The sequence below is a fragment of the Amycolatopsis sp. NPDC101161 genome (genome assembly GCF_044768185.1).
Classification (GTDB): Bacteria; Actinomycetota; Actinomycetes; order Mycobacteriales; family Pseudonocardiaceae; genus Amycolatopsis.
This window is the reverse complement of the sequence record NZ_JBIWPI010000007.1, coordinates 171,846-195,572: the sequence shown is the minus strand read 5'-3', so window position 1 is coordinate 195,572 and position 23,727 is coordinate 171,846. Positions and strand designations below refer to the sequence as shown.

Here is a 23,727-nt window from a genome sequence, read left to right as displayed (position 1 = left end):
GCCTAGTTCGTCGGGAGGGACGAATTCACCTCACTGATTCGTGCGCCCGCACCAATTCGGCTACGAAGTCAGCTTCGCCGCCACGTTGTACGCCTCCACCTGCAGCCGGGCGCCGGGCACGCGCCGCCGCGGCTCGACGCGGACCGTGCGGCTCTCCCCCGGCAGCAGCCAGAAGTAGTTGTCGCCGTAGCGGGTCGGCAGGACGCGGTCGGTGCCGTTGCGCTCGCGCAGCGACAGCCGGATCATCGCCGCGACCGTCTGCCCGTCGTTGCGGATCGTCGCGGTGAAGGCGTCACCGTCGGCCTTCAGCGACGACGTCAGCCGCGCGCCCGGCAGCTGGTTGAGCGCGCGCATGGCCGTGTCGCTGCGGTAGCGCCAGTACGTGTTCTCCGACAGCACCGCGCCGCCCGCGTCGGTCAGGGTCAGCCGGAGCAGGTGCAGGTCCGGGTGCGCGGCGTCGAACGGCACCGTGAACGCCGTCGCGCCGACGTTCGCCGCGACGTCCAGCTTCTGCTGCACCGGGGCACCGAGTGAGGCACCGTCCAAGGAGAACAGCCGCGCGGTGACCGTCACGCCGCTCAGCGCGGCCGGCGTGTGGTTGACGACGCAGACCTGCCACGTCGTCAAGTCGGCCTGGACGTGCCGGGCCTCGCAGCCCTTGCGCGCGCCGTAGTAGCTGCCGTTGACGTCGAGGTCGTAGTCGTAGGTCTGCCACACCGTGCTGTGCCACGCGGGGTGCGACATCCAGAGCAGCACGCCGGTGGCGTCGGCCCACAGCTTCGTGTTCCACGCCTCGAAGATCGCGCGCATGCTCTCGTAGTTGACGAACTGCGCCTTGCGGCAGAACTCGGCCAGGCTCGTCGACGGCGCGAGCCGCGCGTCGATCGCGGCGAGGTAGCTCTGCGGCGACTGGTTGCCGCCGGTGGACCAGTCGTGCAGGAACCACGGCGCGCCGATCGGCCAGCCGGGGTCGTCCTTGCCGACCAGGTTGCGCATGCTTTCGACGACCGACACGGTCGGCAGCCCGATCTCGCTCCAGAACCCGTACTTCCCGCCGGTCGCCTCGCCGGTGAAGTACCGCTTCGGGTCCTGCCAGAAGTAGGGGCCGTCGCCGGTGATCACGCCGCCCGCCGAGTTGCCCTGGTACAGCAGGTCGGTGGTGGTGTGGACGATGTCGCGCAGCGCGTTGTCGATCGCTGGCGGCGGGGTGCCTTCGTTGCAGCCGAACCAGACGGTCGCGCACGCGTGGTGGCGGTAGCGCAGCACGGTGTCCTTCGCCTGCGCCAGGAAGATGTCGTGGTTGGCCGGGTCGGTCGACCAGCCGTCCCAGAACTCGTTCCACAGCAGGATGCCGTACTTGTCGCAGGCGTCGAACAGCTCCTGCCGGTAGGACGAGCCGACCCAGTTGCGGATCAGCGTGAAGTTCATGTCCCGGTGCATGGCGACGACGGCGTCGGTCCGCTCGGCCGGCATCCGGCGCAGCAGCTCGTCCCAGCCCCAGCTGCCGCCGCGGGCGAACACCTTGACGCCGTTGACGAGGAAGGTCAGCGGCTTCGGGCTGTTGTCCACCGACGCCGCGTCGGTCCAGGTGTCGCCGTCCTGCGACACCTGGATCTCGAACGTCGCCGCGTAGGCGGTCTCCCAGGTCAGCACGACCTTGTCGAACGCGGTCGCGGCACCGAGGTCGACCTGCAGCCACTGGTTGTCGTCGTAGGCCGACGTCCAGCGGGTGTTCGGGTCGCCGTCGAAGGCGCGCTCGGGCGGGTTGCCGTCGGCGACCGACGACGAGGACGACGGCTTGCCCTGCGCCACATCGGTGCCCGAGCTGTCCAGCACGGCCATCGTCCAGAGCGAGAAGCCCCAGCCCGTGGCGCGCTTGAGGCCCTGCATCCGGACGAACCGGGCGCTCTGCGGCGCCAGGTCGACGGTCTGGGTGGCGCGGCCGTCGGCGATGACGATCGGCAGGTCGTACCGGTAGCCGATCTCGCGCAGGCCGATCTTGACCGTCCGGCGGTCGCTGGTGCTCGCGCCGATCGCCGCGGTCAGTGTCAGGTCGTAGAGGTTCGGGTCGCCGTACCCGTTGGGCCACCACAGCTTCGGGTTCTTCACCACCTGCTTCGGGAACGCGACGTCCGTGGTCTGCCCGGCCGGGACGGTCACCGTGGCCGAGACGCTGACCGGGCCGAAGGCGGCGCTCACCTTGACGCGCTGGGCGGTCGCGGCGGCGTTGCGCACCGGCACGGTGAGCGTCACCTCGGCCGTCGTCGCGTCGGGCACCAACGTGTCGACGCGGACGTCCCCGAGGACCGCCGCGCCGGTGGACCGGAGGCGGACGTGGTCCCAGATGCCGGACGCGCGGTCGCGCACCGCGGGCATCCAGTCCCAGCCGGACACCGCGAGGTAGGTCGGCGAGTTGTCGAACATGGTGCTGCCCGCGTCGCGCCAGGAGCTGCCGTCGGCGCCCTTGTCCCCCGGGCTGCCGGGCCGCGGCATCGGCGAGATCTTCACCGCGAGGGCCTGGTCGCCGGTGCGGCGCAGCGCCGCCGTGACGTCGAACGCGCCCCGGCCGAACGGGTGGCTCTGCGTGCCGATTTCCGCGCCGTTGAGCCAGATCTGCGCTTCGTGGTTGACGCCGTCGAACTCGAGCCAGACGTGCCGGCCCGCCGACGTGTCGAGGCCGCGCGGGAGGGCGAAGCGGCGGCGGTACCACCAGGCGTGGCGGGACAGCGCCTCCGGGACGTGGAGCTGGTTCATGCCGGACACCGGGTCGGGCAGCTGCCCCTGCTCGACCAGGGAGGCGAGGACCGTGCCGGGGACGGTCGCCGGGAGCCAGCCGCGGGTGTCGACGGTGTCGCCGGACAGCGCCTTGCCGTCGCCGGTCGGCGCCCAATCGTCCATCGTGAGAACCCAGCCGGACTCGAGCGGGACGGTGCCGTCGGGCGCGACGGCGAGCGCGGGCGGGTCGTCGTGCGGGCGGACCGGGAAACTCGTCCAGCCGTGCACGGCGGGGCGGTTCTGAGGACCGGTGCCGAAGACCTGGAAGCCGTTGAGGCCCAGCGGGTTGGTCGTCGAGCGGCTCGCCGCGCTGAAGCGGACCCAGCGGGCGGTGACCCCCGACAGCGGGATCGTGACGACGCCGCCGGTGCCCGCGTCGGTGTGGTGGACGGTGCGCCAGGCCTTGCCGTCGCCGGAGACGTCGAGGTCGAACGACACGGCGTAGCTGGAGAGGATCTCGAAGCCGCTGGTGTGGCTGCGGGAGCCGGCGGCGTCGAAGGCGGGGTCGCCGGGCTGGGCCTCGAAGGTGAGCACGACCGAGTCGATCCGGCACTGGCCCTGCAGGTCCACGACGATCCACTGGCCGTCGCCCGGCTCGGCGCGCCAGCCGGAACCCTTGACGCCGACCTGGGCGAGGCCGTCGACGGCGAAGTCCGCGGGGGTGGCGGCGTACGCGGTCGAGGACACCTGCACCGGGCGGAACAGGGCCAGGTCGGTCTTCGGCGCCGCCGCGTCGGCGACGGCCGGCGCGGCGGACGCGACCCCGGGCAGGACGGCCGCGAGGCCGAACCCGGCCAGCAGGCCGGTCCCGGCGGTCAGGACGTGCCGCCGGGACACGGCGGTCACCTCCGCGGGCTCGACATCGGCGGTGATGCCGTACTCCTCCGCCATGGAAGAACTCCGTTCGGGCGTGGGTGACAACGTTGCCAGGAAGCTTCCGCCGAGCGCGTCGGGAGCGTCAAGAAGACAAGGAAGACAAGAATTAGGAAAAATGACATCGATGTCGGCTGGTGGCTCACCGCGCCCCGGTGAGCGGGGCCCGTTACGGTTGCATCGAATCCGCATCACGCCAGGAGGTCCGATGGTCCAGGTCGAACGCAGCCTCACGGTGCGCACGCCGGTCGAGCGCGTGGTGGCGTACCTCGCGGACTTCGCGCACACGGAGGAGTGGGACCCGGGCACGGTCAGCTGCACCCGCACCGGCGAGGGCCCGATCGTGGTCGGCGCGCGGTGGCACAACGTGTCGGAGTTCCGCGGCCGGCGGACGGAGCTGGACTACAGCCTGACCCGCCGGGACCCGGGCCGGGTGACGTTCGTGGGCAAGAACAAGACGGCGACGTCGACCGACGACTTCGGCCTGTCGGCGGGGCCCGACGGCACGACGGTCCGGTACCGGGCGACGATCGAGTTCCACGGCTTGGCGAAGCTCGCGGGGCCGTTCTTGAAGCGCGAGTTCGAGCGGCTCGGGGACGAAGTGGCGCCGAAGCTGGCGAAGGTGCTCGAAGGGCTGGACTAGTCCCCCGCGGTCGCCACGGCCAGCTCGACCGCCGACGCCAGGTCGTCCACGTGGGCGAACCCGCGGTCCCCGAGGTGCTCCCAGCCCGGTCCCGCTGTCCCGACCACCCGGCCCAAGTCGCGTACGCGCGCCGCGAGCAGGTCGTCGGCGGTCGGGGGCGCCAGCGACCACAGCAGCACCAGCACCGGGTCCAGGCGCTCGGCCAGGTCGGCCACCGTCTCCGCCGGGACCAGCTGGCCGAGGTACGCCACCGGGATGCCCGCCTGCGCCAGCGTCGCGCGCAGGGCCTCCATCGGCAGCGAATGCCGCTCCGCCGGGCAGCAGGCCAGCAGCACCGGGCGCCCCGGCACCGCCGCCGGGAAGCGGCGGCTGAACCGCTCGAACGCCAGCGAGATCTCCGTCGTCAGCGCCCATTCCGACGCGAAGCACCGGTCGCCGCGCTGCCAGCGGTCGCCCAGGCCGCGCAGGACCGGGGCCAGGACATCGGTCCACGCCGCCGCCGGGCCGAGCGTGGCGAGCGTTTCGTCGAGCAGGCCCGCCACCGACGCCGAGCGCAGGTCCTCGGCCGCTTCCTCGAGCTCACGCACCCGTCGCGCGGCCGGCACCTCGGGTGGGTCCGCCGGGCCGCCGAAGGCCGCCGCGGCCGCCTCGCGCACCGGCATCCCGCGCCCGACGAGCCGCTGCATGTGCTGCAGCCGGCGGACGTCGGCGTCGGAGTAGCGGCGGTGCCGCCCGGCGCCGGCCGCCGACGGGCCGATCCCGTACCGCGCGCTCCAGCTGCGCAGGGTCACCGGCGAGACGCCGAGCAGCTCGGCGACCTTGCCCGGCGCCCAGGCACCCGCTCCGGACGGCTCGTCGACGCTCTTCGGTTCCACCGTTCCCCTTCGCCTCGATCGCCGCAGCTTAGCGACGGAGGGGTTACCCGGCAGAGGGTGACACGGTGGACGGACCGGACGGCTCGAGGGTGCGCCGGGGACGCGGCGGCGGGGCGTCGACCTGCCGCGTCCCCTTTCGGCGCCGCCCGGCGCCGGGATCCGGCCCGCGTCAGCCGGATCCGGACGGCCGCGGGGTGTGGCAACCCGCCACGGCCGGGACGTCGCGGAACGGTTCCGCACCCCAAAATACCGCTCATCGCAACGTTCGTGCATCGTTATCCCTCGGATGCCGCAGTGATCCGCCCTCCCGGACGAGTGATCTCGGCCGGCGCTGGGTACTTCGCACCGCAGGAGGGACTCCGATGACCGAAAACCGCATTGCGCCCCGCTTCGCGACGACGACGGACGGCGGGGTCGTGACCGTCCGCTGCGCCGGCGACCTCGACCTGGCCACGACGTCCCGGCTGCGGGAAGTCCTGCTGGGCCCGTTCGCCGACGGCGCGCGCGGGGTCGTCGCCGATCTCACCGAGACGACGTACTGCGACTCGACGGTCTTCAGCGTCCTCGTCGAGGCTTACCGCGAAGCGCTCGCGCGCGAAATCCCGTACGCCATCGCGGCGGCCAGGATCGCCGTCGCCCGGCCGCTCGCCATCCTCGGCCTCGACCAAGTGCTGCCGCTGCACCTCGGGCTCGCCGAGGCCCGCGCGGCGCTCGACGGGACATCCGCGAGCCGCGTCTCCTAACCGGGGAAGTCCGGGTGGAGGACGTCATCCAGCACCGCCCGGTGCGTGCGCCGCAGCTCCTCCCCCGGTTCGACGCCCAGGTCGGCGGCCAGCCGGTCGCGGATCCGGCCGTACACCGCGATCGCCTCGGCGCGCCGGCCGGTCGCCTGCAGCGCCCGCATCAGCAGCACCGCCACCGGCTCGCGCAGCGGTTCCTCGGCCAGCACGGCGGACAGCTCGTCGGCCGTTTCGGCGTACCGGCCCAGCCCCAGCTGCAGCCGCGCTTTGCGCGTCAGCAGGGTGCCGCGGCGCTCGGTGAGCCGCAGCCGCTGGCCTTCCGCGAACGGCCCCGGCAGCCCGGACAGGGGCTCGCCGTGGAACAGCCCGAGCGCCGCGGACCAGGATTCGACGGCGGCGGCCGGTTCGTCAGCTTCTTCGGCGGCGACAGCGTCCGCGGCCAGCTCGGCCAGCCGCGCGGTGTCGATCCGGACGCCGTCGACGGCGAACCGGTAGCCGCCGCGCGTGCGGCCGATGACCGAGTCCGGCGTCCGCTCGCCGGGCGCGCGCAGGCACTTGCGCAGCCGGTGCACGTACACCGGCAGCACGCGGCCCCCGGTGCCCGGCGGCTCCAGCCCCCAGACGCCGTCGAGCAGCTCGGACTGGCTGACCGTGACGCCGGGGCGCAGCACCAGCGCCGCGAGCAGGGCCTGCTGGCGCACCGGCCCGAGGTCGAGCGGCGTGCCGCCGCGCCACGCCCGCAGTGGTCCCAGGACCGAAAACCGCAGCCCCGGCCGCGGAACCGGCTCCGCCACGGCCGGCCGCACCGGCGCGTCGTCCACAATGGACCTTCGCGGGCTGACGACGCCGTGGTCGAACGCGTAGACGACGGCCGCGGCGCGGTCGCGCAGGCCCAGCTTGGTGAAGATCCGGCCCAGGTGGCTCTTGACCGTCAGCTCGGAGACGACGAGCGCGGCGGCGATCTCGGCGTTGGACAGCCCGCGCCCGGCCGCCCGCAGCACGTCCAGCTCGCGGGGCGTCAGCAGGCCCGGTGGCGGGCCGGCGGGCTCGTCGGCGGGGGCGCGCCGGTAGGTCGTGAGGACGCGCGCGGTCACCGAGGCGTCGAGCCAGGCGTCGCCCGCGGCGACCGCGCGGACGGCGCGGATGAGGTCCTCGGCGGGTGAGTCCTTGAGGATGTAGCCGACGGCGCCCGCGCGCAGCGCGCCGGCGAGCAGCTCGTCGTCGTCGAACGTGGTCAGGGCCAGCACCGGCGGCCGGCCGCCGATCCGCCGCGTCGCCTCGATACCGTCGACGCGCTTCATCCGCAGGTCCATCACGACGACGTCGACCTCGGCGGCGGCCAGCGCGGCGGGGACCTCCGCGCCGTCGGCGCACTCGCCGACGATCATGAAGCCGTCGCGCTTGCGCAGGATCCGCCGCAGCCCGGACCGGACGAGCTCCTGGTCGTCGACGAGCAGGACGCGGACTTCGCCGGCCGTCACGGCGTGCCTCCCGCGGGCACGCCGACGGCGACCACCCAGTCCGGCCCGTCGGGTCCGGCCGTCAGCTCGGCACCGAGCTGCCCGGCCCGGGCGGCCATGCCCTTGAGGCCGGATCCGCCGGTGGCGGGCGGTCCGCCGGCGGGCAGCCGGTTGCGGACGACCAGCCGGGCCTCGGCCGTGCCGACGTCGAGCCGCACCCGCGCCGGCGCGCCCTCGCCGTGCTTGGCGATGTTGGCCAGCGACTCCTGCGCGATGCGGTAGAGCCCGAGCCCCGCCAGGTCCGGCACCGCGGCCAGGTCGCCTTCCTGCTCGTAGTGCACCGGCAGTCCCGCCGCGCGGGTGCGCTCGACCAGGGCGGGGATGTCGCGGGCGCCGGGCAGCGGGCGGGTCCCGGCGGGCGCTTCGGCGAGCAGCCCGACGGTCCGGCGGATGTCGGCCATCGCCGTCCGCCCGACGCGTTCGGCTTCGGCGAGGCCTTCGAGGGCCTCCTCGACGTCGCGGTCCTGCTGCAGGGCGTGGCGGGTGCCGGTCAGGTGCAGCAGGGTGATGCTCAGCGAGTGGGCGACGACGTCGTGCACCTCGCGGGCGATCCGCTGCCGTTCGGCGAGGACGGCCTGGTCGCGAGCGGCGTCGCGAGCGGCGCGTTCGGCGTCGAGGGCCCGGACGTACCAGCGCATCATGAACCCGCCCGCGGTGCCGAGCAGCACGGCGGCGACGTAGACGGGGAACCCGACGAGCCCGACCCGCGCGGCGGCCACGGCCAGGGTGGCGACACTGGCGGCGGCGACGGAGTAGGCGATGAGGGGACGCGCGATGGCGGCGGTCTCGGCGGCCAGCACGACGAGCACGACCGGCGCGAAGTCCGGGACGGCGGGCCGGGAGAGCAGGATCGCGACGGCCGTCAGCACGGTGAGGGCCTTGAGCCACGGCGGAACGATGACGCCGGTGACGGCCCAGACGAACGCGGTGACGACGGCGAGCAGGCCGGCGAGGGCGATCGGTGCCGGCGGCGCCAGCGCCCCTCGCTGCGCCACCGCCGCCACCGCCAGCACCACCCCGAAGGCGGTGACACCCACGGGGACCCACCACGGCAGCCCGATCCCGGCGCGGCCGAGGCTCGCCTCCAGGCGGGCCCGGATCCCGCTCACCACCCTCGCCCCCACGGGGGACAGCCTAGGAAGTGAACGGGGTGGGCGCATCCGGCCCGGGGAGGAGGTTGCGGTTCATGCGGATTTCATCGGCGCAGGTCGGCCCTCGGTGACGGCCCGGACGTCGACCGGCACGTGCATGCCCCCTTCACCCCATCGCCGAGTCCTCGATCGGGTGGATCGCCGCGCATCGGGCCGGACCGGACATTAACGTCCGAGCCGACGAGTCCACAAAGGACAGGGGAGGTCCCGTGCGCGCGACCCATGCCGCCCTGGCGGCGCTGGCGGCCTGCGGGCTCGTGGCCCTCTCGGTGCCGCTCGGCCGGACCGCGCACGCCGACCCGCTGCCCGACGGCCTCGGCCCGTGCGTGCCCGGGACGTGCCCCACCGTCCACCCGCCGGTCGGCAACGGCCCGTTCGCCGGCCGTGACAACGGGATCAACGTCTTCGTCGGCGGCAGCATGCGCGTGACCGGGAGCGCGGCCGAGGCGGAGGGCCGCGTGGTCGTCGGCGAGGACTTCACGCTGCGGAAGACCTCCGGGTCGTCGATCTACAACGTCGGCGTCGCCGGGGTCGGCTCGCGGGTGCCGCCGCCGGACGGCGCCGACTACCTCACCGTCGGCAAGGACCTCACTGTCGCCGCCGGGCAGCGCCTCGACGCCGTCGGCGACTCGGCCGGCGGCGTCGTCCGCCACGCCGGAACCGTCACCGGCACCGTGATCGGCAAGCTCGTCCACGATCCCGCCGCGATGGAGCCCTACGCCGGCCTGCGCGGCCGGCTCAACGCCGCGAGCAAGTGCTACGCGCGGGCCGCGACCACGGGGACCGCGAAGAACCAGGGTTACCAGACGCTCTTCACCGGCGACGGCAAGTCCAAGCTGCAGGTCTTCACGATCGACGCCGACATCGCCGGGCCGGGCGGCGGCACGCAGGGCATCGCGTTCACCGGCATCCCCGACGGCGCGACGGTGCTGGTCAACCTCACCGGCCGCGTCCGGACGATCAACACCTACAGCGGCACCCTCGACGACAACGACCCGCTCAACAAGCTGCGGCCCCGCCTGCTGTGGAACTTCCCCGACGCGAGCACGGCCGCCCTCACCGGCAGCGGCATGTTCCAGGGCAGCGTGCTCGCCGGCAACCCGGCCGGGACGACGACCGTGACGCTGCCGGGCACGAACGGCCGCTTCTTCACCGCGGGCGACCTCGTGCACGGCTCCAGCGCCGGCCAGGGCAGCGGCCAGGAGTTCCACGCGTACCCCTTCGTCGGCGACCTGCCGTCGTGCCACGGAAAACCCGAGCCGACGACGACCACCACCGCGCCGGCCACCAGCACGACGAGCCCGACGCCCACGACCACCACGACCGCCACCACCCCGGCCACAGCGAGCTCGACGACAACGACCCCGACCACGTCGAACCCGGCCACCACGACAACCACCAGCCCGACCACGTCCAACCCGGCCACCACGACAACCACCACCCCGACCACGACCAGCCCGACGACAACGACCAGCCCGACGACAACAACCCCGACCACCTCCAACCCGACCAACACGACAACCACCCCTCCGGCCACGTCGACGATCGTCACCAGCGGCACCACGACCACACCGGCGACCACCACCACGGCGACCACCACCACGGCGACCTCGACCACGGCGACCTCGACCACTCCGCCCGCCTCCGGGCCCGCGCCGACCACTCCCGGTGGAACCGGTGGCCTGCCGGACACCGGCACCGACGTCGGCCCGGTCCTCGGCCTCGGGGTGCTCCTCGTCACCGGCGGCACCGCGCTGGTGCTGGTCACCCGCCGACGCCGGGCCTGATCGGGGACCGTCGTCCACAGTGGAGCCAGGCGGTCGCACTGCGGGTCCACACCGCCCGTGCCACCATCGGGTGATGTCACAAGGGGCCATCGGACCTAACCGTGCCGTAGCACCGCGGTAATGAACCGTCTCTAGGGTCCCCGGGCTATGTCGATCAGGCAGATGGCGGAGCCGGCGCCGGTGGCGCCGCCGCGAGGTGGGGAAGTGCTTCCGGAAACGAACGCCGAGCGGGCGAACGCGTGGAGCCGGTGGCTGCCCGTCTTCGGTGCGGTGCTGGGCGCCGCCGTCTTCTTGGTGGTGCGCGGCAGCCTGACCGACGACGGTTACATCACCCTCGCCTACGCCAAGAACCTCGCGCTGCACGGCGAGTGGGGCATCATCCCCGGATCGCCCGCGAACTCCGCGACGTCACCCCTGAACGTCCTGCTGCTCGGCGCGCTGACCCTGGTGACGCGGGTGGCGGGCGGCCCGCACCCGGTGGTGGCGCTCGGGATCCTGACGGTCCTGTGCGGGGGCACCCTCGGCTGGGCGTGGCAGCGCCTCGGGCGGAAGCTCGCGCTGCCGCCGGCGGCCGGGGTGCTCGGGGTCGCGCTGGTGCTGCTCAACCCGTTCGTGCTGTCCGCGATCGGCCTCGAAGTCCTCTTGATCCCCGCCGTCCTGCTGGTGCTCACGGTCTTCGCGCTCGAAGGACGGCCGGTCCTGTTCGGCGTGACCGCCGGGCTCACCGTCCTCACCCGGCTCGACCTCATCGTGTTCGTGGTGGTGATCGCGCTCAGCGCGCCCGCGATCCGGCGACGCATGCTGCCCGCCGCCGGTTGCGCGGTGCTGACGGCCGCGCCGTGGTTCGTCGTGAGCTGGTTCGCGTTCGGCTCGTTCGTGCCCGACACGCTGGCGATCAAGCAGACGCAGGTGGGGTTGTTCGCGCCGTGGACCTACAGCACCGGGCCGGTCATGTACTACCTCGGCTACCCGGTCACCGTGCTGGTCGCGTTCGTCCCGGCGCTGCTCGGCGCGGTCGCGCTCGCCGTGTGGGCCGCCGCGCGGTTCTCCGTGCGGTGGCCGGAGTTCCCCGCGCTCGGCCCGGTCGCGGCGCTGGGCGCCGGCGGGATCCTCTACTTCGTCGCCTATTCGTTCATCGGTGTCGGCCCGTTCCACTGGTACTACGTCGCTCCGACGACCACGGTGGGCTCGTTCGCCGTCGCGGCCGCGGGCGTCTGGTACGGCCAGGCGCGCGAGCGGACGGAGCTGCGCACCGGTCCCCCGCTGCTGGCCCTCGGGGTGACCGGGTTGCTGGTGCTGAGCGCGGCGACCGTCGACGCCGCGCAAGGCCTGCCCTGGAAGTCGCCGGTCATCTTCGGGAACTGGGCCAGCGCGCAGGACTACGCCCGGGTCGGGAAGGCGCTGGGCGCGCGCCTCGACGGCGCGAGCGTGGCCAGCCCCGGCGAGATCGGCACCCTCGCGTACTACTGCGAGTGCGCGATCATCGACGAGTTCTCCGATCGCGGCCACGCGAAGGAGCTGGTCGAGCAGCGGATCGCGACGGCGAACCCGCTGATGAGCTTCGCGCTGCGGGTGAACTACCACTGGCTGGACCGCTCGATCACCCCGCGCAAGCCGGACTACCGGCTGCAGTACGCGTCGGGGCCGGCGACCGGACCGGACAGCTGGCAGGTGGAGTCCGCCGCCAAGGGCGTAGGGCACTTCACCCTCACCCGCGAACCGTGACCGTGACGCAGCGGCGGGAAGCCGCCGCCGGGATCGCGACCCCGGTGTCCCGGTCGCGGCGCTGGGTGCTGCCCGGCGTGGTCGCCGCGGTGTCCGTGCTCGTGTTCGCCGCGGTGCGCCCGCACCTGATCGACGACACGTTCATCACGCTCTCCTACGCGCGGAACCTGGCGTTCCACGGGCACTGGGGGCTGATCCCGGCCGAGACGTCGAACACGGCGACCTCACCGTTGAACGTCCTGCTCCTCGCGGCCCTGACGCTGGTGCTGCGCGACGCCGTCCTCGCCGCCGGGGCGCTGTTCGTCCTCTGCCAGGTCGCGCTGGTGCTCGCCCTGCGCCGCACCGGCGAGCGGGCGGGGCTGCCGTCCTGGTTCGCGCCGGCCGCCGTCGCCCTGCTGACGGTGAACCCGCTGCTGCTGTCGTCGATCGGGCTGGAGGTCGAGCTCGGCGCGGCCGGGATCGCCTGGCTCCTGGTGGCCGCCGGGGAGCGGCGGCCGGTCGCCCTCGGCGTCCTGACCGGGCTGCTCGCCCTCGTCCGGCCGGACCTGGTCGTGGTCGCGCTGGTGCTCTTCGCGCTGCGACGCCGCTTCTGGGAGAAGGCGTGGCAGTCGGTGCTCGCCGCGGCGGCGGTCGCGCTCCCCTGGTTCGCCTTCAGCTGGGTGGTGCTCGGGTCGGCGGTGCCGGACACGGTGATCATCAAGACGCTGCAGAAGTCCTGGGGCCAGTGGGACTTCGGCAACGGCCCCGGTCTCTACGCGCAGGTCTTCCCCGGGGCGACGGCGCTGTCGTTCCTGCCCGCCGCACTGGCCGTGGCCGCGTTCCTGCTCTGGCTGGCGGGTTCGGGCCACCGCGGTCCGGTGTGGACGAAACTGCTGCCGTTCGCGCCGCTGGTGCCCGCCGGTCTCGCGCACTACCTCGCCTACACGCGGCTGCACGTGCCGCCCTACCACTGGTACTACGGGCCGAGCCTGGTCGCGGCGACGCTGTTCCTGGCGGCCGCCGCGGCGGCCTGCGTGCGCCTGCCCGCCCGGGTCGCCGGCGTGGTCGCCGTCGCCGGTGTGCTGGTCGCCAGTGCCGGGTTCTACGTCTCGGACGGCCTGCCGCGGCGGTTCGCGCCGCTGATGTCCAACCACGACGCGACCGCGGACTACGAGCGGATCGGCCCGGAGCTGGGCCGGCTGGTCGGCGGCGGCACGGTGCGCAGCGGCGGCGAGATCGGCGTGCTGGCCTACAGCTGCGGCTGCGCGATCGTCGACCTCTTCGACGACCGCGGCGCGGTCGGCCCGGCCATCACCGAGCGGAAGGCGCACCTGGGTGCGCTCGGCCGGGCCGCGGTCGACGTGAACTTCCGCTTCTTCGACTTCGGCGACCGGCCGATCGTCACCGACTTCGCACTGGTGCGCGGCGACCCGCCGCCCGGTGCGCTGGCCCACTGGACACTGACGTCGCCGTGGGCCGGCACCCAGCAGCTGTATCTCGTCCGGGGCAACGGAAGCGGAGCTTGACCATGACCGACCTCACCGCGCAGCGCGGCCTGTACGCCGGCCCGGCGCCGATCGTCAGCAAAGACCTCTACGCCGAGGTCCACCGCGGTTCGGCGATCCGCGACCGGGCTTCGCTGCGGCTGGACCCGGGCACGCTGGTGTCGGGCAACACGTACTTCGGGCGTTTCCCGGCCAGCTACTGGCAGCGCTGGACGACCGTCACCGAGGTCTCCGTCGAGCTCGTCGTCACCGGCACCGGCCTGCTGTCGATGGGTGCTTCCGACGTCGAGGGCGAGCCCCGCGTGGTCGCCGCCGAGCAGGTCGCCGACGCCAAGCAGGCGAAGGTGGCGCTGACCGCCAAGCTCGACAAGTTCTACGACGGCGGCGCGCTCTGGCTGGACCTGGAGACCGAGGGCGGCCAGACCCTGCGCGTCGAGCAGGTCCGCTGGACGGTCGAGGCCCCGGAGAAGATCCGCCCGACCGCGGTGACCATCTGCACGATGAACCGCGCCGACGACTGCCTCAAGAACCTCCAGGCCCTCGCCGCCGACGTCTCCTCGCTGGAGACCCTCGACGCGATCTACGTCGCCGACCAGGGCACCGACCTGGTCGAGTCCCGCGACGGGTTCGAGCAGGTCGCCAAGGACCTCGCCGACAAGCTGCACTACATCAAGCAGCCCAACCTCGGCGGCGCCGGCGGCTTCACCCGCGGCCTGTTCGAGGTGGCCGGGCACACCGCCACCGAGCACGCGAACGTGCTGTTCATGGACGACGACGTGCTGCTCGAGCCGGACCTGGTGATCCGGATGACGGCGTTCTCCAACCGCGCCGCCAACCCGATCATCGTCGGCGGCCAGATGCTCAACCTGTTCCACCCCAACCAGCTGCACGTCGGCGCGGAGTACGCCCGGCTCAACACCCTCGAGCCCGGCCAGCCGGTCGAGCACTCCCTCTCCACCGCCGACCTGCTCGGCGTCGACGAGGAGACGCTGAAACCGAACCGCCAGGAGCGCCGCCTCGACGCGGGCTACAACGGCTGGTGGTCGTGCCTGATCCCGTACGAGGTCGTCCAGGCCACCGGGTATCCGCTGCCGTTCTTCTTCCAGTGGGACGACGCGGAGTACTCCTACCGGGCCCGCGCGCACGGCTTCCCGACCGTCACCCTGCCGGGGGCGGGGGTGTGGCACGCGGACTTCCACATGAAGGACTGGGACGAGTGGCACCGGTACTTCAACCTGCGCAACTCGATCATCACCGCGGCGCTGCACTCGCCGTTCAACCTCAACCTGCTCTCGCGGGTCCTGCTCGCGCAGCTGGTGCGGTACCTGCTGGGCATGCAGTACGGCCTGTCGGCGACGTTGATCAAGGCCGTCGAGGACTTCCTGAAGGGCCCGGAGGTCCTGCGGGACGGCGGGGTCGAGGCGATGCAGGAGATCCGCCGCATCCGTGACGCCTACCCCGAGACCAAGCGCTACAAGGCGACCGACGTCCCGGGTATCGCGTCCAACGACATCGGCATCATCAACAGCGCGCCACCGCCGAGCCGGACCCTCGTCGTCCTCCTCAAGCGGATCCTCCACCAGACCACCGGCCGCCACCGGTTCGGTCTGGGCGCGGTGCCGGCCGACGAGGCCCACTGGTGGCACACGTCGCTGTTCTCGACCGTGGTCGTCACCGACGCGAGCCAGGAGGGCGTCCGCGTCCGCTCGTACGACCGCGCCAAGACCCTCGACCTGGCCAAACGCGGCATCCGGATGGTCCAGAGGCTGCGCCGGGAGGGCGCGGCGGTGCAGGAGCGGTACCAGCGCGCCATGCCGGAGCTGACCTCGCGCGAGAACTGGAAGCGCCTCTACGGCCTCTGATCGCCCGCTCATCTGAGCAGTGACCGAAAACTCCGAAGATTCCCCTGGACGCCAGACTGCGCCACAGGCCGGGGAGGCCATAGGGTTTCGGCATGAAGGTCGGCCTGCTCACCCGGGAATACCCGCCGGAGGTCTACGGCGGCGCCGGAGTTCACGTGGAGTTCCTCGCCCGGGAGTTGCGGCCGCTGGTCGACCTCGACGTGCACTGCTGGGGCGCGGACCGCCCCGACGCGACCGGGCACACGGACCCCCACGGTTACCGCCAGCCCGCGTTCACGACCATGGACATCGCCGTGTCCATGGCGAACGCCCTCGAGGGACACGACCTCGCGCACAGCCACACCTGGTACGCGAACCTGGCCGGCCACCTGGCGAAGATGACGCACGGCATCCCGCACGTCGTGACCGCGCACTCGCTCGAGCCGCTGCGCCCGTGGAAGGCCGAACAGCTCGGCGGCGGCTACCGCGTCTCCTCGTGGATCGAGCGCGAGGCCTACGAGGCCGCGGACGCGATCATCGCGGTCAGCGGCGGCATGCGCCGCGACGTCCTCGCCGCGTACCCGGCGGTGCCGCCCGAGCGCGTGCACGTGATCCACAACGGCATCGACACCACGCTGTACCGCCCCGACCCCGCCACCGACGCGCTGGCGAAGCACGGCATCGACCCCGACCGGCCGTACGTGCTGTTCGTCGGCCGGATCACCCGCCAGAAGGGCGTCCCGCACCTGGTGCGCGCGGGCGCGTCGCTCGACCCCGGCGTCCAGCTCGTGCTGTGCGCGGGCGGCGCGGACACCCCCGAGCTCGACGCGGAGTTCCGCGGGCTGGTCGCCGACCTGGAGAAGACCCGCACCGGCGTCCGGTGGATCCCGGAGATGCTGCCGCGGAACGAGGTCGTGCAGCTGCTCACCCACGCCGCGGTGTTCGCGTGCCCGTCGGTCTACGAGCCGCTCGGCATCGTGAACCTGGAGGCGATGGCCTGCGGCACGCCGGTGGTGGCCAGCGACGTCGGCGGCATCCCGGAGGTCGTCGACGACGGCCGCACCGGGCTGCTCGTGCACTACGACGACCAAGACGCGCGGGGGTTCGAGGCGCGCCTGGCCGCAGCGCTGAACGAAGTGGTCGGCTCCCCGGACCGGGCCGCCGAGATGGGTAGCGCCGGCCGCGAGCGCGCGGTCGGCGAGTTCGGCTGGAAGGCGATCGCCGAGCGGACGGTCGCCCTCTACGAAGCGTGCGGGAGGTCGTCGTGAATCTTGGAGCCGACGTGCTGGGCATCGTCCTCGCGGGTGGCGAGGGCAAGCGGCTGATGCCGCTGACCGCCGACCGCGCGAAACCGGCCGTGCCCTTCGGCGGCGTGCACCGCCTGGTCGACTTCGTGCTGTCGAACATGGTGCACGGCGGGTTCCGGCGGCTGTGCGTGCTGACGCAGTACAAGTCGCACTCGCTGGACCGGCACATCTCGACGACGTGGCGCCTGTCGTCGCTGACCGGCGAGTACGTGACGCCGGTGCCGGCGCAGCAGCGGCTGGGCCCGCGCTGGTACCAGGGCAGCGCCGACGCCATCCACCAGAGCCTCAACCTGGTCTACGACGAGGATCCCGAGTACATCGCGGTGTTCGGCGCGGACAACATCTACCGGATGGACCCGCGGCAGATGCTGGAGTCCCACATCTCCTCGGGCGCCGGCGTCACGGTGGCCGGGATCCGGGTGCCGCGGGCGGAGGCGAGCTCGTTCGGCGTCATCCGGACCACCGACGGCCTGATGATCGACGCGTTCATGGAGAAGCCGGACGACCCGCCGGGCCTGCCGGACTCCCCCGAGGAGTCGTACGTGTCGATGGGCAACTACATCTTCACGACGAAGGTGATGCTCGAGGCGCTGCACGCGGACGCGGAGAACGCGGCGTCGCACCACGACATGGGCCGCGACATCATCCCGGCGCTGGTGAAGTCGGGCGAGGCGGCGGTCTACGACTTCAACGGCAACGTGGTGCCCGGCGAGACCGAGCGCGACCACGGCTACTGGCGTGACGTCGGGACGATCGACAGCTACTACGACGCGCACACCGACCTGATCTCGACGCACCCGATCTTCAACCTCTACAACCGGAAGTGGCCGATCCTGGCGCACCCGGGCCAGCGCGCGGCGGCGAAGTTCGTCGAGGGCGGCTCGGCGAACCAGTCGATCGTGAGCAACGGCTGCATCATCTCGGGCGCGCAGGTGGTGGACTCGGTGCTCTCGCCGGACGTGCTGGTGGAGCAGGGCGCGGTGGTGCAGGGGTCGGTGCTGCTGGACGGGGCCCGGGTGGGCCGCGGCGCGGTGGTGCGGCGGGCGATCCTGGACAAGAACGTCGTCGTCCCGCCGGGGGCGCACATCGGGGTGGACCTGGCCCGGGACCGCGGGCACTACCACGTGAGCGAAGGCGGGATCGTGGTGCTGGGCAAGGGAGAACGCGCGATCTGAGCCGGCGGGCCGCCGCGGGCGCGGGTCGCTCGCGGCGGCGGCACGAGGAGTTCAGGCGCCGCGGCGGTCAGGTCGGCAAGTGGCGGCGTGCGGCGCGGCAGATCCGGGCGGCGGCGGTCCTACGTGGACTGCCGGCCTCAGGAGCGGGCGGCCGCCGAGAGGCGTTCGACCACCTGGCGCGGGTCGATGCCCCACCGCTCGGCCAGCTCGGAAATCGTGGCGCCCGCCGCGTACTCCGCGGCGATCATGCTGTTCACGACGCCTGCCACGTTCCACTCCTCGGCCGCCGGTGCGAGTGCACCGGAGATGCTACATGTTCCCTGCGGACGTCGAACAATGTGCCACAGGTCAGCGTGGGAAGCCGCCGCCGGCGATGCCGCACGCGATCGCCGCCGCCAGGAACAGCGTCGCCAGGACCGCCGCCCACACCACACCCATCGCCGCGGCCAGGTACACCTGGGCCGCCGACGCCACCGCGTACGCCACCGCCAGGCCGCGCCACGCCCACCCCTCCCGCCCCCGGTTCCGCCGAACGCTATTCACCGCCCCGTTTTGTCCGGCTCCCCCGGCGGATTGTTCGTATTGGCCCGCGCGCGCGTGGCGCTGAACACGGCGTCGAAGATCGGCGTCGGTTCCCCGTCGTCACGCTTCGGCCGCTCGTCCCCCGGACTGCGCTTTTCCTCTCCCACGCGCCCAGTTTCTGCGACGGCGGCCGATTTCGCGCGGGCAACACCGAAAATCGCCCGGCCGGGGGATCACCCGTGCGACCTCCGTTTTCGGGCGTTTTCCGCCGGGCGGTGAATAAGCGGGCGGCACACGCTGCGGATTTACCGTGAGCTCATTTCCGGCGCGCCGGGAATAACCCGGGGTACCCCGGGGATTGCACCGGGCATGAAAGCAGTCGTCTACCGCCGCCACGGCGGACCCGAGGTGCTGTCGCTGTCGGAGCGGGCCGTCGCGGACCCCGGGCCCGGCGAGGTCCGCGTCCGGATCGTCGTGTCCGCGGTCAACCCGACCGACTGGAAGGCCCGGCTCGGCCGGGGCGCCGAGGCCGGGACCGAAACGCCGGACACCGTGCCCAACCAGGACGGCGCGGGCGTCGTCGACGCGGTGGGCCCGGACGTCACCGGCTTCTCCCCCGGCGACCGCGTGTGGCTGATCCTCGCCGGCACCCACGGACCCGCGGCCGGCACCGCGCAGGAGTACACGGTCCTCCCGGCCGCGCAGGTGGTCCCGCTGCCCGAGGGCGCCGGGTTCGACGAAGGCGCCGGGTTCGGCGTCCCCGGCCTGACCGCGCACCGGGCGCTGACGGTCGCCGAAGACGGACCCGCCCGGCTCGCGCCCGGCGCCCTCGACGGCCGGACGGTGCTGGTCAGCGGCGGGGCCGGCGCGGTCGGCAACGCCACCATCCAGCTCGGCCGCTGGGCCGGCGCCACGGTGATCGCCACGGTCAGCAGCGACGAGAAGGCCGCCCTCGCCCGCGCGGCCGGCGCCCAGCACGTGCTGCGCTACCCCGATCCCGAGCTGGCCGCCCGGATCCGCGAGGTCGCGCCGGACGGCGTCGACCTGGTCGTCGAGGTCGCGGCCGCGGTCAACGCGCAGCTGCACACCGAGGTCCTGCGCCCGCGCGGCACGGTCGCGGTCTACGGCAACGACCGCGGTGGGGCGACCCTCACCCTGGACTTCGGCGCGAACCTGTGGCTCAACACGCGTTACCAGTTCCTCGTGCTCTACACGGTCGGCGCGGACAAGCTCCGCGCCGCCGCGGAAGACGTCACGGCGGCCCTGGCCGACGGTGCCCTGCGGCTCGGCGAGGACCGCGGGGTGCCGGTGCACCGCTTCCCGCTGGAAGAGACCGCGAAGGCGCACATCGCGTCCGAGGAGGGCGCGACCGGGAAGGTGCTGATCGACGTCACCCCGGCGGAGTGACCAGCGCCTGAAGCAGGTCCGGGAGCGTGACGCCGTCGTCGTCGCGGTGCTCGCGCCAGCGGCCGAACAGCTCGCGCACGGCGTCGAGCAACGCCGGTGACAACCCGGCGTCGGCGCAGGTTTCCGCTATCTCGGCCATCTCGCCCTCCCACCGCCACGCCCGCCGCCCGGCGGAGGCGATCCCGTCCGGCGCGCCGAGCGGGGTCGCCGGCAGCACGTCGGCGGCGAGCTCCCGCAGCTCGCCGCCGACGCCGTGGTGCTCGGCCAGCGCGTACGACTGGGCGGCGAGCGCGTAGGTGAGCTTGTTGTAGGCGGCGAAGGCGAGCTTGAGCGCCGACGCGCGGCCGACCGGGCCGGGCAGCACGACGGGCCGCAGGTGCGTGCCCTCGAACAGGCTCGTCAGGCGCGTGACGGCGGCCTCGGGGCCGGACAGGTAGAGCCGGCTGGTCCCGGCCGACCGCGGCGGCGGGCCGACGATCCCGCCGTCGGCGACGGTCGCCGTGCCGTCGAAGAGCTCTTCGATCTCCTCGACGTGGCGCGGGCCGATGGCGTTCGCGTCGAGGTAGACGCCCTCGAACCCGGTGGCGGCCACCTCGCGGGCGACGTCGAGCGCGGCGGCGGGCGGGCAGACGCTGAGCACGACGTCGCACCCGGCCAGCGCGGCGACGTCGGGCACCTCGGTCAGCCCGGCGTCTTCGGCGCGGCGGCGCGTCGCGGGGCCGCGCCCGGCCGAGACCCAGGAAACCGGGGTCCCGGCGCGGGTGAGCACGGCCCCGACGGCGGCGCCCATCGCGCCGGGGTGCAGCAGTCCGACCGGCGTCATGGCGGCTCCTTTCGCGGGAGCCCCCATGATCGCGCAGACCGCGCTAGACGCGCAGGCCGCGGCGCAGGGCGTCGACCTCGTCGGCGAACATCCGGCGCGAGATCGCCGCCGTCTCCACCATGCCCGACCCGTGGAACGTGCCCGGGTAGTGCCGCAGCTCGGTCGCCACGCCGGCGTGCGCGAGGCGTTGCGCGTACGCGATTCCCTCGTCGCGCAACGGGTCGAACTGGCACGTCGTCACGAACGCGGGCGGCAGCCCGGCCAGGTCCTCCGCGCGGGCGGGGGCCGCGTACGGCGAAACGCCCTCGCCGCCCGGTTCCGCGTCGAGGTAGCTGGTCCAGCTGAACACCGCGTTCGGCCGGTTCCACAGCGGCGTGTCGGTGTAGGCCCGCATCGACGGCGTGCCGAGGCGGTCGTCCAGCTCCGGGATGCCGAGGTACTGGAAGCACAGGGCCGGGCCACCGCGGTCGCGCGCCAGCAGCGCCACCGCCGCCGACAGGCCGCCGCCCGCGCTTTCGCCGCCCACGCCGAGGCGGGCCGGGTCGATGCCCAGCTCCGCCGCCTTGGCCTCGACCCATTGCAGGGCCGCGTAGCAGTCCTCGACCGGCGCCGGGAACGGGTGCTCGGGCGCCAGCCGGTAGTCGACCGACACGATCACGACGCCGAGCTCGTCGACCAGCCGCAGCAGCGACGCGTGGAACATGTCCAGGTCGCCGAGGACGAACCCGCCGCCGTGGATGTAGAGCAGGCCGGGCACCGCGCCGGTGCGGTTCGCCGGGGAGTAGACGCGCACCGGGACCTCCGGCGCGTCGGACGGCCCGGGCACGGTCGTGTCGCGGACGTCGACGGGGTTAACCGGCTCGTAGGCCGGCAGGACGTCGCCCAGCTCGCTCATCGAGGAGCGGGCGGCGACCAGGGCGTCGTAGTCGGTCAGGGTCACGCCCGGCAGCATGTCCAGCCAGGGCAGCAGCTCGGGATCGATCGCGTAGGTCATGGGACCGATCTTCGGCCGCCCGGGGCGCTCCCGGCCACCGCCACGCGGCGGGCGTTGCGGGTCCGGACCTCGCCATCCGGCGGCGGGCGCGCCTATCGTGACGGCATGAAGGGGCTGCTGCTGCGGCTGTCCGGGCTCGACGCCGACGCCGAGAACGCCGTGCGGGTGATCGGGTTCTTCGACCGCCTGATCACCGGCCGGGCCGGCCTGGACGCGCTCGTGCGCAGCACGGCCGAGCTCGCCGGCTGCCGCGTCGGCGTCCACGCGCCGGGCCAGGGGATGTCGCTGCGGGCGGACCCGGGCGGGGCCGTCGCGACGCCGGGCACGGCTCCCGCCGGGGCGGCGGTTCGCCGGCTCGACGGCGGCGTCGAGGTGTGGGTGGCCCGCGACGGCGCGGCCCTGCCGCTCGACGACATGCTGCTCGAACGGTTCGCGATCGCCACCGCCGTCCTGCTGGAGCAGAACGGCGTGCCGCGGCCCGAGCTCGGCGACCCGGCGCTCGTCGAGCTGGTGCTGTCCGGCGACGCGGGCACGGCCGAGCGGTCGCGGGCCCTGCACCTGCTCGGCGTCGCGCCGTCGGCCCGGCTGCGCGTGCTGGCGGGCACCGGTGTCGACGGGCTCGTCGGGCGGTCGGCTCAGCTGGGCGGCGTGCGCGCGATCCTGGCCGAGGCGGTCCCGGACCCGTTCCCGGACGGCGGCCGCGCTGGCATCGGACCCGAGCTGCCCGCCCTCGACGCGGCGCGCTCGTGGGCGGCCGCCCGGACGGCGCTGCGGTTCACTTCGGACACCGAGCCGGTGGTGTGGTGGGAGCGGCTGGGCAGCCTCGGCGCGCTCGGTTCGCTTCTCGGCGACCCGGCGCTGGACGACCTGCCGGACGTCCGCGCCCTCGACCGGCTCGCGGCCGAACCCCACGGCGCGGACACGCTCTCGGCGCTCGACGCGTTGTGCGCGACGGGGTCGGCCCGCAAGGCGGCGGCGGTCCTGCACCGCCACCACAGCACGATGCCGGCCCGGCTGGCCCGGGCCGAAGCCGTCCTCGGGTTCGAGGTCGACTCGCCCGCCGGCCGGTTCCGGCTGCACCTCGCGCTGATGCTGAAAAGGTGGCGGGACAACAGCGCCGTCAGCTGACCGTCCTTTGTGGACGGGCGTCGGTCAGCAGGTCCAGCAGCGTCCGCAGCGCGCGGCTCGGCGGCTTCGCGGCCGAGGTGACGACGTTCAGCGGCCAGTCCAGGCCCGCGCCGGACAGCGGCAGCACGACGACGTCCGGATGGGTGGGCGCGGGCATGTCCGGGACGACCGCGACGCCCAGCCCGGCCGCGACGTACCCGGACACGGTGCGCAGGTCGGCGACCTCGACGGTGACGCGCCGCGGCGACCCGAGCGCGTCGAAGGCGCGGTCCAGAGCGACCCGGTTGCCGAAGCCGCGCGGGGTGTCGATGAAGGACTCGCCGGCGAGGTCCGCGAGCCGCACCGCGCGGCGGCCCGCCAGCCGGTGGGTCTCCGGCAGCAGCACCACGAACGGCCGGGTGTCGACGCGCAGGACGTCGAGCCCGGCGAGGTCGGACTCGGGCAGACCCACCACGGCGACGTCGAGCCGGCCTTGGCGGACCTCTTCGGCCAGCCCCGTCGAGCCGGTGAGCGACACCGTGACGTGGATGTCCACCCGCGGGTGCCGCCGGTGGAACGCGCCGAGCAGCCCGGGCAGGTCCACGCCGCCGATCGAGGTGAGCGTGCCGATCCGCAGGCTGCCGCGCAGGCCCTCCGAAGCCTCCTGGACGGTCGCGCGGGCGCGTTCGAACGCCTCGATCGCGCTCTTCGCCTCGGGCAGGAACGCCGCGCCGGCCGCCGACAGCGCGACCCGGCGGGTGGACCGGTCGAACAGCTTGGCGCCGAGCTCGGTCTCCAGGGCGCGGACGGCGGCGGACACGGTCGACTGGACCGCGAACATCCGCTGGGCGGCCCGGGTGAAGCTCAGTTCCTCGGCCACGGCGACGAAGTACTCGAGCTGACGCGTCTCCATTCATCGATCGTAGCGATAACTCTGGCCAGGACTTTTCGTTGGACTTGCTGAGTCGGCGGGGACAT

Annotated in this window: 19 protein-coding genes and 2 pseudogenes; 10 read left to right on the top strand and 11 right to left on the bottom strand. The window is 73.5% G+C overall.

What is annotated here, in order from left to right; all coding sequences use genetic code 11:
* Positions 1 to 60: 60 nt before the first annotated feature.
* Positions 61 to 3,666, bottom strand: a complete 3,606-nt coding sequence (locus ACIRSS_RS43670; protein ID WP_400906369.1) for a discoidin domain-containing protein — start codon at positions 3,664 to 3,666, stop codon at positions 61 to 63.
* Positions 3,667 to 3,856: 190 nt separating this feature from the next.
* On the opposite strand from ACIRSS_RS43670, the gene ACIRSS_RS43665 reads away from it, so the two are divergent.
* Entirely contained in the window at positions 3,857 to 4,291 is a 435-nt protein-coding gene (locus ACIRSS_RS43665; protein ID WP_400906366.1) for an SRPBCC family protein, read from the top strand.
* Here the strand turns inward: ACIRSS_RS43665 and ACIRSS_RS43660 are convergent.
* A complete protein-coding gene (locus ACIRSS_RS43660) occupies positions 4,288 to 5,166 on the bottom strand; it encodes a MerR family transcriptional regulator (protein WP_400906363.1) in 879 nt (292 codons plus the stop codon). The genes ACIRSS_RS43665 and ACIRSS_RS43660 overlap by 4 nt on opposite strands.
* A 362-nt stretch (positions 5,167 to 5,528) precedes the next feature.
* Between ACIRSS_RS43660 and ACIRSS_RS43655 the strand changes: the two genes are divergently transcribed.
* Positions 5,529 to 5,909, top strand: a complete 381-nt coding sequence (locus ACIRSS_RS43655) for an STAS domain-containing protein (protein ID WP_400906362.1) — start codon at positions 5,529 to 5,531, stop codon at positions 5,907 to 5,909.
* On the opposite strand, the pseudogene ACIRSS_RS43650 reads toward ACIRSS_RS43655, so the two are convergent.
* The 3 genes and pseudogenes from ACIRSS_RS43650 to ACIRSS_RS43640 all read right to left on the bottom strand — a co-directional run.
* Positions 5,906 to 6,544: pseudogene (locus ACIRSS_RS43650) on the bottom strand (BTAD domain-containing putative transcriptional regulator); the annotation flags it as partial. The gene ACIRSS_RS43655 and the pseudogene ACIRSS_RS43650 overlap by 4 nt on opposite strands.
* A 195-nt stretch (positions 6,545 to 6,739) precedes the next feature.
* Positions 6,740 to 7,387 (bottom strand): annotated as a pseudogene (locus tag ACIRSS_RS43645) (response regulator); the annotation flags it as partial.
* Positions 7,384 to 8,550, bottom strand: a complete 1,167-nt coding sequence (locus ACIRSS_RS43640; RefSeq protein ID WP_400906359.1) for a sensor histidine kinase — start codon at positions 8,548 to 8,550, stop codon at positions 7,384 to 7,386. The gene ACIRSS_RS43640 and the pseudogene ACIRSS_RS43645, both read right to left, overlap by 4 nt.
* 236 nt (positions 8,551 to 8,786) lie before the next feature.
* On the opposite strand from ACIRSS_RS43640, the gene ACIRSS_RS43635 reads away from it, so the two are divergent.
* The 6 genes from ACIRSS_RS43635 (at position 8,787) to glgC (ending at position 17,896) form a co-directional block, all read left to right on the top strand.
* Positions 8,787 to 10,364, top strand: a complete 1,578-nt coding sequence (locus ACIRSS_RS43635; RefSeq protein WP_400906356.1) for a choice-of-anchor A family protein — start codon at positions 8,787 to 8,789, stop codon at positions 10,362 to 10,364.
* A 204-nt stretch (positions 10,365 to 10,568) separates the two neighbouring features.
* Positions 10,569 to 12,089, top strand: coding sequence for a hypothetical protein (locus ACIRSS_RS43630; protein ID WP_400906353.1), 1,521 nt, complete (start codon positions 10,569 to 10,571; stop codon positions 12,087 to 12,089).
* The gene (locus tag ACIRSS_RS43625; protein WP_400906351.1) at positions 12,086 to 13,594 is read left to right on the top strand and encodes a hypothetical protein; all 1,509 of its coding nucleotides are present in this window, start codon (positions 12,086 to 12,088) and stop codon (positions 13,592 to 13,594) included. Before ACIRSS_RS43630 ends, ACIRSS_RS43625 begins: the two co-directional genes overlap by 4 nt.
* Positions 13,522 to 15,435 (top strand): glycosyltransferase, encoded by a 1,914-nt coding sequence (locus tag ACIRSS_RS43620; RefSeq protein ID WP_400907785.1) that lies wholly within the window; start codon positions 13,522 to 13,524, stop codon positions 15,433 to 15,435. Before ACIRSS_RS43625 ends, ACIRSS_RS43620 begins: the two co-directional genes overlap by 73 nt.
* Before the next feature lie 92 nt (positions 15,436 to 15,527).
* A complete protein-coding gene (gene glgA / locus ACIRSS_RS43615; protein ID WP_400906349.1) occupies positions 15,528 to 16,682 on the top strand; it encodes a glycogen synthase in 1,155 nt (384 codons plus the stop codon).
* On the top strand, positions 16,679 to 17,896 hold the full coding sequence (glgC, locus tag ACIRSS_RS43610; protein ID WP_372664802.1) for a glucose-1-phosphate adenylyltransferase: 1,218 nt from the start codon (positions 16,679 to 16,681) through the stop codon (positions 17,894 to 17,896). Before glgA ends, glgC begins: the two co-directional genes overlap by 4 nt.
* Before the next feature lie 137 nt (positions 17,897 to 18,033).
* Here glgC and ACIRSS_RS43605 read toward each other — a convergent pair whose 3' ends face one another.
* The 3 genes from ACIRSS_RS43605 to ACIRSS_RS43595 form a co-directional block, all read right to left on the bottom strand.
* Positions 18,034 to 18,165 carry a hypothetical protein gene (locus ACIRSS_RS43605; RefSeq protein WP_329046949.1) on the bottom strand — a complete coding sequence of 44 codons (132 nt, stop codon included), beginning with the start codon at positions 18,163 to 18,165 and terminating at the stop codon, positions 18,034 to 18,036.
* Between the two features lie 79 nt (positions 18,166 to 18,244).
* Positions 18,245 to 18,439, bottom strand: coding sequence for a hypothetical protein (locus tag ACIRSS_RS43600; RefSeq protein ID WP_400906347.1), 195 nt, complete (start codon positions 18,437 to 18,439; stop codon positions 18,245 to 18,247).
* A complete protein-coding gene (locus tag ACIRSS_RS43595) occupies positions 18,436 to 18,585 on the bottom strand; it encodes a hypothetical protein (protein WP_400906345.1) in 150 nt (49 codons plus the stop codon). The genes ACIRSS_RS43600 and ACIRSS_RS43595 overlap by 4 nt, the downstream gene beginning before the upstream one ends.
* Positions 18,586 to 18,787: 202 nt before the next feature.
* Here ACIRSS_RS43595 and ACIRSS_RS43590 point away from each other — a divergent pair, with 202 nt between their 5' ends.
* Positions 18,788 to 19,825, top strand: a complete 1,038-nt coding sequence (locus ACIRSS_RS43590; RefSeq protein ID WP_400906342.1) for an NADPH:quinone reductase — start codon at positions 18,788 to 18,790, stop codon at positions 19,823 to 19,825.
* Here the strand turns inward: ACIRSS_RS43590 and ACIRSS_RS43585 are convergent.
* Together ACIRSS_RS43585 and ACIRSS_RS43580 are read right to left on the bottom strand one after the other, a co-directional pair.
* Positions 19,809 to 20,648: a DUF1932 domain-containing protein gene (locus ACIRSS_RS43585; RefSeq protein ID WP_400906339.1), complete on the bottom strand. Its 840-nt coding sequence runs from the start codon at positions 20,646 to 20,648 to the stop codon at positions 19,809 to 19,811. The two genes, ACIRSS_RS43590 and ACIRSS_RS43585, sit on opposite strands and share 17 nt — an antisense overlap.
* 43 nt (positions 20,649 to 20,691) lie before the next feature.
* On the bottom strand, positions 20,692 to 21,642 hold the full coding sequence (locus ACIRSS_RS43580; RefSeq protein WP_400906338.1) for an alpha/beta hydrolase: 951 nt from the start codon (positions 21,640 to 21,642) through the stop codon (positions 20,692 to 20,694).
* A 105-nt stretch (positions 21,643 to 21,747) separates the two neighbouring features.
* Here ACIRSS_RS43580 and ACIRSS_RS43575 point away from each other — a divergent pair, with 105 nt between their 5' ends.
* Positions 21,748 to 22,770, top strand: coding sequence for a PucR family transcriptional regulator (locus ACIRSS_RS43575; protein ID WP_400906335.1), 1,023 nt, complete (start codon positions 21,748 to 21,750; stop codon positions 22,768 to 22,770).
* Here ACIRSS_RS43575 and ACIRSS_RS43570 read toward each other — a convergent pair.
* The gene (locus tag ACIRSS_RS43570; protein ID WP_400906333.1) at positions 22,763 to 23,662 is read right to left on the bottom strand and encodes a LysR family transcriptional regulator; all 900 of its coding nucleotides are present in this window, start codon (positions 23,660 to 23,662) and stop codon (positions 22,763 to 22,765) included. The two genes, ACIRSS_RS43575 and ACIRSS_RS43570, sit on opposite strands and share 8 nt — an antisense overlap.
* Between the last annotated feature and the right edge of the window lie 65 nt (positions 23,663 to 23,727).